The following is a 12,962-nucleotide window of genomic DNA, read 5'->3' on the forward strand; positions in this document are numbered from 1 at the left end:
GGCGGGTATGCGTAACGAGTACGCCCCGGAGCTGGGCCTTTCCGAGGCGGACCTGGCCGCCGACTGGCACGGCCAGTTCGCCCGCTGGTTCGCCGACGCGGTCGCCGCCGGACTGCCCGAACCGAACGCGATGGTGGTCGGCACCGCCGACGCCGCGGGCCGCCCGAGCGCGCGCACCGTGCTGCTGAAGGGGTACGACCCGGAGGGCTTCGTCTTCTTCACCAACTACGGGTCCCGCAAGGGCGCCGAGGCGGCCGTCAACCCGCACGTGAGCCTCGTCTTCCCCTGGTTCCCGCTGCACCGGCAGGTGGTGGTGGCCGGCCGGGTCGAGCGGGTCGACCGGGCGGAGACGGAGGCGTACTTCGCCAGCCGGCCGCGCGGCTCCCAGCTCGGCGCCTGGGCCAGCACCCAGTCCCGGGTGATCCCCGGGCGGGCCGTGCTGGACGAGGCGTACCGGGCGGCGGCGGAGCGGTTCGCCGAGGTCGAGCCGATCCCCGCCCCGCCGTACTGGGGCGGCCTGCGGGTGCGGCCGGAATCGGTGGAGTTCTGGCAGGGCCGGGTCAGCCGGCTGCACGACCGGCTGCGGTTCCGGCTCACCGGGCCCGGGGAGTGGACCGTCGAGCGGCTGGCGCCGTGACCCAGCTCAAGGACGCGCGGCCGTCCGGGCTGCGCCGGTTCGCGATCGACGTGCGCCCGCTGGCCGTGCCGGCGTACCGGCGGATGTGGCTCGGCAACGGCATCGCGATGTTCGGCATCCAGCTCACCGCGGTCGCCGTGCCGGTGGAGATGTACGCGCTGACCGGTAGCTCGCTCTGGGTCGGCCTGATCGGGATCGCGGCGTTCGTACCGCTGCTGGTCTTCGGGCTCTGGGGCGGCGCGGTGGCCGACGCGCACGACCGGCGCAAGGTGCTGCTGGCGACGGCGGCGGTGCTCTGGGTCGCCACGTTCGGCCTGGCGGTGCAGGCGGTGCTCGGGATCGGCAGCCCGCTGCTGCTGCTCACCCTGGTGGCGGTGCAGTCGATCGCCTTCGCGATCAGCTCGCCCACCCGCAACGCGATCCTGCCCCGGCTGGTGCCGGCGGAGCTGGTGCCGGCGGCGACCACGCTGAACTTCACCACCTACACGGCCGCCTCGGTGTTCGGTCCGCTGGCCGCCGGCCTGATCTTCGCCTGGTGGGGCACCGACCTCGGCCTGCCGATCGCGTACGCGGCCGACGCGGTGCTCTACGCGGTCGCCGTCTGGGCGACGGTGAAGCTGCCGGCCATGCCGCCGGAGCCGGACCCGGACGCGTCCGCGGCCCCCCGGCGGGCCGGGCTGGCCAGCATCGTCGACGGCCTGCGCTACCTGGCCACCACCCCGGTGCTGATGCTCTCCTTCGTCATCGACCTGATCGCCATGGTGCTGGCCATGCCCCGGGCGCTCTTCCCCGAGATCGCCGAGTCCCGCTTCGGCGGCGGTGCGGCCGTCGGCTGGCTCTACAGCGCGATCGCGGCGGGCGCGATGCTCGGCGGGCTGACCTCCGGGTGGATCGGGCGGCTGCGCCGGCAGGGGCTGGTGCTGGTGCTGGCGGTGGTCGGCTGGGGGCTGGCGATCGCGACGGCCGGCCTCGCCGGCCAGCTCTGGCTGATGGTGCTGCTGCTCGCGGTGGCCGGGGCGGCCGACCTGGTCAGCGCGGTGCTGCGGCAGTCGATGCTGCTGGTCTACGCGCCGGACCGGATGCGCGGGCGGCTGATGGGCGTCAACACGGTGGTCATCGCCGGCGGCCCGCGCCTGGGCGACCTGCGGGCCGGTGCGGTGGCGGCCGGTTTCGGCGGCGGCGTCGCCTGGGTCGGCGGCGGGCTGCTCTCGGCGGCGCTTGCGGTGCTGCTCGCGGTGGCCTTCCCGGTGCTGTTGCGCTACCGGGCGGCGGCCCCCGCCGGCGGTGACAAGGCGTGACGGGGCGGGTCGGGGCGAGCGACGGCGGGGCGGGAACCGTTAGGGTCGCCCGCATGGACACCCCCGACCAGCGTCCGCCCTCGGGCGCGCAGTGGACCATTTCCGCCGCCGGCCACGAGGCCGTCATCGTGGAGGTGGGCGGTGGGGTCCGGACATACCGGCACGACGGGACCGACCACCTCGACGGGTACGCCGCTGACGAGATCTGTCCCGGCTGCGCGGGGCAGGTGCTGGCCCCCTGGCCGAACCGGATCCGCGACGGGCGCTACACCTTCGGCGAGCGGTCGTTGCAGCTCACCCTCAGTGAGCCGGACCGGGGCGTGGCCATCCACGGGCTGGTCAACTGGGTGCCCTGGCGGCTGGTGGAGCAGTCGTCCGACGCGGTGACCGTCGGCTACGACCTGCCGCCGCAGCCGGGCTACCCGTGGCCGCTGCGGCTGCGTACCCGGTGGAGCGTCGGCCCGGACGGGTTGCGCGCGGAGCACGAGGCGACGAACCTCGGCGCCGAGCCCGCGCCGTTCGGCTTCGCGGTGCACCCGTACCTGCGGGTGCCCGGGGTGGCGGTGGACGACCTGTCGATGCGGCTGCCGGCCCGGACACGGTTGCAGGTGGACGGGCGGCTGCTGCCGATCGGGGGCACCCCGGTCGCCGGCACCGAGTACGACTGGACCAGCCCCCGCCGGATCGGCGGCGCCCGGCTCGACCTCTGCTTCGGCGACGTGATCCACGACGACGACGGCGGTTCGGTGGTCAGCCTGGCGGCCCCGGACGGCACGGCGGGCGTACGGATCTGGGCGGACCGGGAGTTCGGCTGGTGGCAGGTGTTCACCGGCGACGCCCTGCCCGGCGAGCGGCGGCGCCGTTCCGTGGCGGTGGAGCCGATGACCTGCCCGCCGGACGCGTTCCGTTCTGGCCGGGACGTGATCACCCTGAAGCCGGGCGCGACCTGGCGGGGTGCCTGGGGCGTCCGGCCCGGGGCCTGAGCGGGGGAGCGCATGGAGTTCGGCGAGGTGGTCCGGCGACGCCGGATGGTGCGCAACTACGACCCGGACCGTCCCGTCCCGCCCGACGTGGTGGAGCGGCTGCTCGACCACGCGGTCCGCGCGCCGTCGGCCGGCTTCGCCCAGGGCTGGGGCTTCCTGGTGCTGGAGACGCCGGAGGACCGGGAGCGGTTCTGGGCGGCGACCACCCCGGGCGGCGGCGGCCGGGAGCGGTGGCTGGCGGGGATGCGCCGGGCCCCGCTGATCGTCGTCCCGCACGCGAACCGGTCGGCCTACCTGGAGCGCTACGCGGAACCGGACAAGGGCTGGGCGGACCGCTCGGCCGAGCGCTGGCCGGTGCCCTACTGGTACGTGGACACCGGCTTCGCCGCCCTGCTGATGCTGCTGACCGCCGTGGACGAGGGGCTGGGGGCGTGCTTCTTCGGCATCCCCGCGCAGCGCCTCGACGCCTACCGGGAGGCGTTCGGGGTGCCGGGGGAGTACGAGCCCGTCGGTGCCGTCACGGTGGGTTATCGCGCGCCGGACCACCGGTCACCGTCGCTGCGCCGGGGGCGTCGCCCGGTGGGCGAGGTGGTGCGGCGGGGGCGCTGGAGCTGACCGGTGCCGGATGTGCCGTCAGGTGTTTCGTCCGGTGGCGAACCGGGCGGCGGGTGGCGAAACTGACATCGGGGAGCAGAACGCGGTGTGGTGCAGCCCGCTACGCTGGCACGGTCATCGGTGCCGCGGGTCGCGGTGCCGCGCCGCGACCCGACCGGTGTCGTGGGTCGGCCCGGCCAGGGGGAGGGGAGCGTGCCGTCGTGATCTTCAGAGCGGTCCGGGACGGGCGTCCCTACCCGGAGCACAACCTGACGCTCAAGCAGTGGGCGGAGATCCCGCCGAGGCCGCTGCGCCTGGACCAGTTGATCACCACCAAGCGTGAGCTGGCGCTGGACAAGCTCCTCGCCGAGGACTCCACCTTCTACGGCGACCTCTTCCCGCACGTCGTGCAGTGGAACGGCGGGCTCTACCTGGAGGACGGGCTGCACCGCGCCCTGCGGGCGGCGCTCCAGCAGCGCAACCAGATCCACGCCCGGGTGCTCGTCCTCTCCGGCCCGATCGAGTGAGCCCGACCCACCGGTCGTCCGAAGCGTACTGACCTGCGGTTCTGTCGGATCGACGCGACGAGGCGCCCTTCGACGAGCGGCTGTCGCACCGGAGCCGTACCGTCATCTCAGACGACGTGTCTGACGAGGACGGTGAGGGCCATGGCCCGCGACGGTGACATCAACGAGCCCACGAGGGAGTTCCCCGGTTATCCGACCGGCGAGGCGCTCAAGGAGCGGTCGGCTGTCACAACCGAGCCGGATCCGGGTGCGCCACCACCACCGGCGGGCGGGCCCGCGCGCGGCCTGCTCTGGGTGCTCGGCGCGGCGGCGCTGGCGGTGGTGGTGCTGCTCGGTGTGCAGGCCACCGGCCTGCTGCCGGACTTCCGCAACCCGTTCGCCAAGGAACAGACCGACCGCAGCCAGCCGCCGCTGCTCAAGTCGATCCAGGATCTCAGCCGCTACGTCGCGGCCGAGGGCAACTTCCAGGTGGTCGTCGATCTCCAGAACGACCGGCGCAACGTGCCCGACTGGCTGCTCAGCCAGCGCACCCTCTTCGTCGGGGCGGGCAGCGTGGAGGCGTACGTCGACTTCGCCAAGATCTCCGAGGGCGCGGTGGTCGAGTCGGCCGACGGCAAGTCGGTGGAGATCAGGCTGCCGGCGCCGCAGCTCGGCAAGACCAACCTCGACCTGGAGAAGAGCTACGTCTTCGCCGAGGAGCGCGGGCTGCTCAACCGGGTCGGCGAGCTGGTGAAGGGCGACCCCAACCGCCAGCAGCAGGTCTACCAGCTCGCCGAGGAGCGGATCACCACCGCCGCCCGCGACAGCGGCCTGACCCAGCGGGCCGAGGAGAACACCCGCAAGATGCTGGAGGGGCTGCTCCGCTCCCTCGGCTACGAGAAGGTGACGGTCACCTACACCGCCCCGTGACGGCGGACCCACGACACGACGGCGCCCGCCCCGGTCGACGGGACGGGCGCCTCGTGCCCACCCCCGCCTCGGGCGGGGGCGGGGTGGCTCAGTAGCGGGCGGCGGCGTAGCGGTCCTCGTTCGGCATCAGGACCCAGAGCACCAGGTAGACGACCACCTGGGTGCCCGGCAGCAGCAGCGACAGCAGGAACAGCAGCCGGATGAAGCCGGCCGACCTGCCGAAACGCTGGGCCAGGCCGGCGCAGACGCCGGCGATCATGCGCCCCTGACGGGGGCGGACCAGTTTGCGACTCATCGTCGTACTCCCACTCTGCGGCGTTCGCCGCCTCTGCCCTCAACGGTAGGAAGGGGTGGCCACCGCGCCCTCGGTCCGGAGGAGGATCGGCGGTGCCCGTACCCGTAGGTGGTTACCCGGGAACCGGCCCCGCGACGCCCCCGGGACCCGTCGGGACGTGCCGACCGGTCGCGGCTGGCGGCAGGGGCTGAGCTGGGCGGGTAGGCTCGCCGGTCGGGCACCCACACCCCCGGGTGCCGGACGGCCGCCCCGACCGGGCCGGCCACGACCGTGCCGGAGACCCACGAGGTACGACGGCGAGGAAGTGCAGCCATGATCAGCGTTTTCGACCTCTTCAGTGTCGGCATCGGGCCGTCCAGCTCCCACACGGTGGGGCCGATGCGGGCCGCCCGTACCTTCGTCGCGGGCCTGAAGGCCGACGGATTGCTCACCGGCACGGCACGGGTGCAGGCGGAACTCTTCGGCTCGCTGGGCGCGACCGGGCACGGCCACGGCAGCGACCGGGCGGTGCTGCTCGGGCTGGCCGGCGAGGCCCCCGAGACGGTCGACACCGACACCGTCGACGCGCGGATCACCCGGATCCGTGCCGAGCGCCGGCTGAGCCTGCTCGACGCGCACGAGATCGACTTCGACCCGGACCGCGACCTGGTGCTGCACCGGCGCCGGTCGCTGCCGTACCACCCCAACGGGATGACCTTCGTCGCGTACGACGACCGGGGCGCGGAGCTGCGGGCACGGACGTACTACTCGGTCGGCGGCGGTTTCGTGGTGGACGAGGCGGCGGCCGGGGCGGACCGGATCAAGCCCGACGCCACCCGGGTACGGCACCCGTTCCTCACCGGCGCGCAGCTGCTCGGCGTGACCGCGTCGACGGGGCTGTCGATCAGCGAGGTGATGCTCGCCAACGAGCTCTCCTGGCGCGGCGAGGGCGAGGTGCGCGCCGGCCTGCTGGAGATCTGGCGGGTGATGCGGGAGTGCGTCGAGCGGGGCTGCTCGCGCGACGGGGTGCTGCCCGGCGGGCTGAAGGTCCGCCGCCGCGCGGCCGAGCTGCGCCGCAGCCTGGAGACGGAGTCCGACCCCGCCGACCCGCTGCGGGCGATGGACTGGGTGACCCTCTTCGCCCTCGCCGTCAACGAGGAGAACGCGGCCGGCGGCCGGGTCGTCACCGCGCCCACCAACGGGGCGGCCGGCATCATCCCGGCGGTCCTGCACTACTACACCCGGTTCTCCCCGGGCGCCTCCGAGGAGGGGGTGGTGCGGTTCCTGCTGGCGGCGGGCGCGATCGGCGTGCTGTTCAAGGAGAACGCCTCGATCTCCGGCGCCGAGGTGGGCTGCCAGGGCGAGGTGGGCTCGGCCTGCTCGATGGCCGCCGCCGGGCTGGCCGAGGCGCTGGGCGGCACCCCCGCGCAGGTGGAGAACGCCGCCGAGATCGGCATGGAGCACAACCTGGGCCTGACCTGCGACCCGGTCGGTGGTCTGGTGCAGATCCCCTGCATCGAGCGGAACGCGGTGGCTAGCATCAAGGCGATCACGGCCGCCCGGCTGGCGCTGCGCGGCGACGGGGTGCACCACGTCTCGCTGGACAAGGTCATCAAGACCATGCGCGAGACCGGCGCGGACATGAAGGTGAAGTACAAGGAGACGGCGCGCGGCGGACTGGCCGTCAACGTGATCGAGTGCTGAGGGGGCGTTCGTTCATCGACTGCTAGCCTGTCGTCCGTCCGGTGAGGCGGGAGGCGGCGGTGACCTCTGGCGTCGCGGCGTTGTGGTCGCACCGCACCTCGCTGCGCATCCTCGTCCGGCGCGACCTCGCCGTGAAGTACCAGCAGTCCGTGCTCGGGTACCTCTGGTCGCTGATCGAGCCCCTCGGCCTGGGGGCGATCTACTGGTTCGTCTTCGGGGTCCTCTACTCCCGGGACACCAGCCGCCACCTCGGCGACGCAGCCGACTCGTACCCGCTGTTCCTGCTCACGGGGATCTTCGCCTGGATGTGGACCAGTTCGGCGCTGAGCGAGGCGACCAACGCGCTGACCAGCCAGGCCCGGCTGATCACGACGATGAACGTGCCGCGGCAGGTCTTCCCGATCGGCCGGGTCACCGGCCGCTTCGCCGAGTACGCCGCCGGCCTGCCGATCCTGCTCGCCGTCGCCGTCGGGTACGCCGCCTCCGGCCGGGTCGAGCCGGGCTGGTCGCTGCTGGCGCTGCCGCTCGCGGTGGCGGTGCAGGCCGTCCTGCTGGTCGGGCTGGCGCTGCTGCTCTCGGCGGTCAACGTGCTGATGCGCGACGTCGAGCGCTTCATGCGGCTGGTCGTCCGGGTGCTCTTCTACGCCACCCCGATCATCTACCCGCTGAGCCTCGTGCGCGACGCCGGCCTGCCGGGCTGGCTGAAGGCCGCCTACGAGCTGAACCCGCTGGTCGGCATCTTCCAGCTGCACCACGCGGTCTGGTACCCGGACGAGTTCCCGGACGCCCGGCTGCTCGCCACCTCCGTCGGCGTGAGCCTGCTGGTGCTGGTCGCCGGCTGGTGGTCGTTCCGCCGGCTCGAACCCGCCGTGCTCAAGGAACTGTAGGGATGGCCGATCCGATCATCGAGGCGGAGGGGCTCGGCATCCGGTTCGTCCGCAACCGGCGGCGGCAGTTGCGGCTGCGGGAGCTGTTCATCCACCGGGGGCGGCGCGGCGCCGACGACGGCCGGTTCTGGCCGCTGCGGGACGTGTCGTTCTCGGTGCGGGCCGGGGAGACCGTGGGCGTGGTCGGGCGCAACGGCACCGGCAAGAGCACGCTGCTGCGGCTGATCGCCGGCGTGCTCATCCCCGACGAGGGCCGGATCCGGGTGCGCGGGGACGTCGCGCCGCTGCTGGAGCTCTCCGCCGGGTTCTCCAACGACCTGACCGGGCGGGAGAACCTCTACCTGGTCGGCGGCCTGCACGGGCTCCCGTCGGGCTACCTGCGGCGGCACTTCGACGAGATCGTCTCGTTCGCCGGCGAGCAGGTGGAGCGGGCCGTCGACACGTCGGTGCGGCACTACTCGTCGGGCATGAAGGTCCGGCTCGGCTTCGCCATCATCTCGCACCTGCCGCACCCGATCCTGCTCATGGACGAGGTGACCGCGGTCGGGGACGCGGAGTTCCGCAAGAAGTGTTATGCGACGATCGACCGTCTGCTCGGGGAGGGGCGCACTCTGGTGCTGGTGTCACACAACGAAAAGGACCTGACCCGGTTCTGCCGTCGGGGGTTGTACCTCGACGGGGGCCGGCTGACCGTCGACGGGACGATCGCCGAGGCGCTCGCCGCGTACCACGCCGCGGTTCCGCGGTGACGCTCGCGATCGTGCTCGCCGCCGACGCACCGGCCGCGAGCCTGCCGACCCGCTCGGGCGAACACCTCGCCGACCGGCTGGCCGACCAGCTCCGGCGCGCCGGGGCGCACGAGGTGCGCCACGCCGCCGGCCTGGACGAGCTGGCCGACCTCGTCGACGCGGCCACGCGCCCGGTGCTCGTGACCGGCGCCGACCTGGTCGCACACACCGCCGTACTGCGGCACCTGGCCACCAGCCCCGTCGGGCCGACGGTCGCGCTGGTGCTCACCGACCCGCCCGGCGACGGCCACACGGCCGTGCGCGAGGAGCGCGGCCAGGTGGTCGGGGCCGGACCGGCGCAGGCGCTGGACGGCGGGGCCACCGGCGTGTTCGGTGGCGCGCTGCGGGTCGGCGTCGGCGACCTGCCGTCGCTGGCTGCCGCCGCCCGCGCGGCCGCCGCCGGGGTGGTGCCCGTCGGCGCGCCGTCGGCCGCCGCGCCGCCGCCGGCCGGGCCCGCCGTGGACCGGCTCTTCGCCGGCCTCGCCGGGCTCGGTGTGCTGACCTTCGCCCAGCGGGTACGCCTGCTCGTGGCGCACCGGGTGGGCGACCCGGCGGGGCTGGCCGCCGCGGAGGCGGCCGTGGCCGCCGTCGACGAGGACCGGGCCGAGCTGAAGCTCTCGGTGAAGGAGCGGGACGACTTCTTCACCACCTTCTTCGTCAGCACCTGGTCGCCGTACGTGACGAAGGCGTCGGCGAAGCTCGGGCTCGGCCCGACCGCCGTCACGATGATCTCGGTGGCCTTCGCGGTGGCCGCCGCCGTGCTCTTCGGTACGGGCGGCCGGCTGGCGCTGGTCGCCGGGGCGGTGCTGCTCTACCTCGGCTTCGTGCTGGACTGCGTGGACGGCCAGCTCGCCCGCTACACCCGGCACTTCAGCGCCTGGGGCGGCTGGCTGGACACGATGGCCGACCGGGCGAAGGAGTACGTGGTCTACGCCGGCCTCGGCTACGGGGCCACCCAGGCCGGTTTCCGGTACGGCTGGGCGCTGGCGATCGCCGCGATCACCCTCCAGACCGTCCGGCACATGACGGACACCTGGTACGGCGTGCTGCACGACGAGGCGGCGCGCCGGCCGAAGGCGGTCGGCACCGCCGGCGGCGGCATCGGCGACAAGTTGAACGCCGCCTCCAACCGGGTGCAGGCCGACACGGGTTCGGTGTCGTACTGGCTGAAGCGCACGGTGGTCTTCCCGATCGGGGAGCGGTGGGCGTTGATCGCGATCACCGTGGCGCTGTTCGGCCCGCTGGTCAGCCTGTACGCGGTGCTGGCCTGGGGGGTGCTGGCCTTCGCGTACACCGGGGCGCTGCGTACGCTGCGGGCCCGCTGGATGCGGGTGCCGGTGCTGGACACGGTCGACGCCACCCTGCACCGCGACGACGGGCCGCTGGCCCGGCTCCTGCCGGCGCTCCGGCCGGTGGGCCCGCTGGCGCTGGCGGTCGTCGCGGCGCTGGGCCCGGCGGCGCTGCTGGTGGCGGCGCTGCTGACCCGCGACGGGGCGGAGGTCCCGCGGTGGGCGGTGCCGGTCGCGCTGCTGGTGCTGCTGGTCGCCGGCCTCGGCGCGGGCGCGACGCACGCCGGGCCGCTGGACTGGCTGGTGCCGGCCGCGCTGCGGGCGGGCGAGTTCCTGTTCGCCATCGCGGTCGGGGTGGTCGGCGACGTGCCGGCGTGGCTGATCTTCGGGTACGTCTTCGTGCTGACCCTGCACCACTACGACCTGACCGCGCGGCTGGAGAAGCGGCAGTCCGCCCCGCCGCTGCACGGCGGCACGCTGGGCTGGGACGGGCGCTCGGTGCTGCTGGCCCTGGCGGCGATCGTCGGTTTTGCGGGTATCGGTATGGCTACACTCGGTACGTACCTTCTCGTGGTTTTCGTGGGGAGTGTCGCCCTCGCCTGGGTCGTCCTGCCCGCCCGCGCCGCGCGGGCGTCGGTGGGCCTGGTCGGCGCGGGAGGTCGCTCGCCGGGCTGACGACAGGGGCCGGCCGATGACACTGATCAGCTTCGTCGTGCCGGCCTACCGGGTGCAGGGCTACCTGCGCGAATGCCTCGACTCCATCCTCGGGCAGCCCGTCGCCGACATCGAGGTGATCGGCGTCGACGACTGCTCGCCGGACGACAGCGGCGAGATCCTCACCGAGTACGCGGCCCGCGACCCGCGGATGCGCGCCGTCCGGCTGACGGAGAACGTGGGGCTCGGTCCGGCCCGCAACATCGGGCTGGACCGGGCCGCCGGCGAGTACGTCTGGTTCGTCGACGGCGACGACTGGCTCGCCCCCGGGTGCCTCACCGAGGTGGTCGGCCGCCTCCGCGCCACCCGCCCCGACGTGCTCCTGGTCGACCACGTCCGGACGCACTGGAACGACGCCACCAGCCGCAGCGCGATGGTGGAGGTCTTCCCGGAGCCGCCCGGCGAGGAGACCTTCCGGCTGCGGGACCGGCCCGAGACGCTGCGGCTGCTGCACACCGCCTGGAACCGGCTGGTCCGCCGGCAGTTCCTGATCGAGGAGGGGCTGCGCTTCGCCCCCGGCTGGTACGAGGACGTCTCCTTCAGCTATCCCGTGCTGATGGCCGCCGAGCGGATCGGCGTGCTCGACCGGGTCTGCGTCAACTACCGGCAGCGCCGCACCGGGGCGATCACCAGGACCAGGGGCGAGCGGCACTTCGAGGTCTTCGACCAGTGGCACCGGGTGTTCCGGCTGATGGACGCCTGGGGGCCCGCGGTCGACGACCTGCGTCCCGCGCTGTTCGAGCGGATGATCTGGCACTACCTGAGCGTGCTCGGCAACGGGGAGCGGATCGACCCCGAGCTGCGGCCGTCCTTCTTCGCCCGGATCACCGCCGACCACGCGCGCTGGCTGCCGCCCGGCGGCTATCCGGCCCCGGCGGGCGCGGAGGGGCTCAAGCACCGGCTGGTGGCCGCCGGGCGCTGGCGTACCTTCAGCGCGCTGCGCACCGCCTACCGGGCACGGGACGTCGCCCGGTGTACCGCGCGGAGCGCGAAGCGGCGGGTCGCGCCCCCGGCCCGGCGCGCGGCCCGGCTTGCCCGGGACGCCCTGCTGCGGGAGTACTACCGGGCCGAGCTGCGCCGGCCGGTCGATGAGACGCTGGCCGTCTACGCGGCCTACTGGTACCGGGGCTACTCGGACAACCCGGCCGCGATCTTCGAGGCTGCCCGGCGGCTGGCGCCGCAGGTGCGCGGGGTGTGGATCGTCCGGCGGGACCGCGTGCACACCGTGCCCGAGGGCGTCGCGTACGTGGTCGCCGGGACGCCCGCGTACTACCGGGCGCTGGCCCGGGCGCGGTGGCTGGTCAACAACGTGAACTTCCCGGACTTCGTCCGCAAGCGGCCGGGCACCGTGCACGTGCAGACCCACCACGGCACTCCGGTGAAGGTGATGGGCCTGGACCAGCAGCGGTACCCGGTCGGCGCGGTCGGGATGGACTTCGCCGGGCTGCTGCGCCGGGTGGACCGGTGGGACTACAGCGTCAGCGCGAACAGCTTCTCCAGCCAGATGTGGGAACGTGCGTACCCGGCCGCGTACACCACGTTGGAGGTCGGCTACCCGCGCAACGACCGGCTGGTCACCGCGACCGCCGGGGAGGTGCGCCGGCTGCGTGCCGACCTCGGCCTCGGGCCCGGCGAACGGGTCGTCCTGTACGCCCCGACGCACCGGGAGCACCTGCCCGGCTACCGGCCGCCGTTCGACCCGGAGCGGCTGCTCGACGTGCTCGGCCCGGCCGGCCGGCTGCTGATCCGCAGCCACTACTTCCACGACCGGGACCAACGCGCCCGCCGCCCCGCCGATCGGGACCGGGTACGCGACGTCAGCGGCCATCCGCGCGTGGAGGACCTCTACCTCGTCGCGGACGTGCTGGTCACGGACTACTCCTCGGCGATGTTCGACTACGCCGTGCTCGACCGGCCGATCGTCGTCTACGCCCCCGACTGGGAGGCGTACCGGCTGGCCCGGGGCGTCTACTTCGACGTGACGGCGGAGCCGCCGGGCGCGGTGGCCACGAGCTTCGCCGACCTGCTCGACCTGTTCCGCGCCGGCGGGGTCGACTCGGCGGCGGCGCGCACGGCCCGGCAGCGGTTCCGGGCCCGGTTCTGCGCGCTCGACGACGGCCACGCCGCCGAGCGGGTGGTCCGCCGGGTCTTCCTCGGCGAACCGGCCACCGCCGGCCGGCCGGCGCGCGGAGTCGGCTCGCTGGCTCCGGCGTCGCAGGCGGGAGGCGGACCCCGCTGACGCTGGCTCGTCCCGCCGGGTGGGCGTCACAGGGCCGTCACAAGCCGAACATGGCACGTTTACCCGATGTGCGAACCGCATGATCCTCGTCACAGTCATTCGGGATTCGGTCGACGAGG

12 protein-coding genes are annotated in these 12,962 nt (G+C 74.0%); 11 read left to right on the forward strand and 1 reads right to left on the reverse strand.

Annotation, left to right across the window (positions count from 1 at the left end):
- Positions 1-7 precede the first annotated feature (7 nt).
- From pdxH to RM555_RS04205, 6 genes are all read left to right on the forward strand, one after another.
- Positions 8-637 carry a pyridoxamine 5'-phosphate oxidase gene (gene pdxH / locus RM555_RS04180; protein ID WP_311410695.1) on the forward strand — a complete coding sequence of 210 codons (630 nt, stop codon included), beginning with the start codon at positions 8-10 and terminating at the stop codon, positions 635-637.
- Positions 634-1,935, forward strand: a complete 1,302-nt coding sequence (locus tag RM555_RS04185; RefSeq protein ID WP_311410528.1) for an MFS transporter — start codon at positions 634-636, stop codon at positions 1,933-1,935. Before pdxH ends, RM555_RS04185 begins: the two co-directional genes overlap by 4 nt.
- A gap of 53 nt (positions 1,936-1,988) precedes the next feature.
- The gene (locus RM555_RS04190) at positions 1,989-2,918 is read left to right on the forward strand and encodes an aldose 1-epimerase family protein (RefSeq protein ID WP_311410529.1); all 930 of its coding nucleotides are present in this window, start codon (positions 1,989-1,991) and stop codon (positions 2,916-2,918) included.
- Positions 2,919-2,930: 12 nt separating this feature from the next.
- Entirely contained in the window at positions 2,931-3,533 is a 603-nt protein-coding gene (locus RM555_RS04195) for a nitroreductase family protein (RefSeq protein WP_311410530.1), read from the forward strand.
- Between the two features lie 200 nt (positions 3,534-3,733).
- Positions 3,734-4,039, forward strand: coding sequence for a type II toxin-antitoxin system VapB family antitoxin (locus tag RM555_RS04200; RefSeq protein ID WP_089002310.1), 306 nt, complete (start codon positions 3,734-3,736; stop codon positions 4,037-4,039).
- 141 nt (positions 4,040-4,180) lie between these two features.
- Positions 4,181-4,948 (forward strand): DUF4230 domain-containing protein, encoded by a 768-nt coding sequence (locus RM555_RS04205; protein ID WP_151454138.1) that lies wholly within the window; start codon positions 4,181-4,183, stop codon positions 4,946-4,948.
- A gap of 88 nt (positions 4,949-5,036) precedes the next feature.
- Here the strand turns inward: RM555_RS04205 and RM555_RS04210 are convergent, their stop codons facing one another.
- Positions 5,037-5,243: a PspC domain-containing protein gene (locus RM555_RS04210; protein WP_121396981.1), complete on the reverse strand. Its 207-nt coding sequence runs from the start codon at positions 5,241-5,243 to the stop codon at positions 5,037-5,039.
- Positions 5,244-5,555: 312 nt separating this feature from the next.
- Here RM555_RS04210 and RM555_RS04215 point away from each other — a divergent pair, with 312 nt between their 5' ends.
- From RM555_RS04215 to RM555_RS04235, 5 genes are read left to right on the forward strand one after another with little or no spacing between them, the layout of a single operon-like run.
- Positions 5,556-6,926 (forward strand): L-serine ammonia-lyase, encoded by a 1,371-nt coding sequence (locus RM555_RS04215; RefSeq protein ID WP_311410531.1) that lies wholly within the window; start codon positions 5,556-5,558, stop codon positions 6,924-6,926.
- 59 nt (positions 6,927-6,985) lie between these two features.
- Positions 6,986-7,813: an ABC transporter permease gene (locus tag RM555_RS04220; protein ID WP_311410532.1), complete on the forward strand. Its 828-nt coding sequence runs from the start codon at positions 6,986-6,988 to the stop codon at positions 7,811-7,813.
- 2 nt (positions 7,814-7,815) lie between these two features.
- Entirely contained in the window at positions 7,816-8,562 is a 747-nt protein-coding gene (locus tag RM555_RS04225; protein ID WP_311410533.1) for an ABC transporter ATP-binding protein, read from the forward strand.
- Entirely contained in the window at positions 8,559-10,565 is a 2,007-nt protein-coding gene (locus tag RM555_RS04230; RefSeq protein ID WP_396888672.1) for a DUF5941 domain-containing protein, read from the forward strand. The genes RM555_RS04225 and RM555_RS04230 overlap by 4 nt, the downstream gene beginning before the upstream one ends.
- A gap of 16 nt (positions 10,566-10,581) precedes the next feature.
- On the forward strand, positions 10,582-12,843 hold the full coding sequence (locus RM555_RS04235; protein ID WP_311410534.1) for a bifunctional glycosyltransferase/CDP-glycerol:glycerophosphate glycerophosphotransferase: 2,262 nt from the start codon (positions 10,582-10,584) through the stop codon (positions 12,841-12,843).
- Positions 12,844-12,962 lie beyond the last annotated feature (119 nt).

This window comes from Micromonospora reichwaldensis (assembly GCF_031845925.1).
GTDB classification, from domain to species: domain Bacteria; phylum Actinomycetota; class Actinomycetes; order Mycobacteriales; family Micromonosporaceae; genus Micromonospora; species Micromonospora reichwaldensis.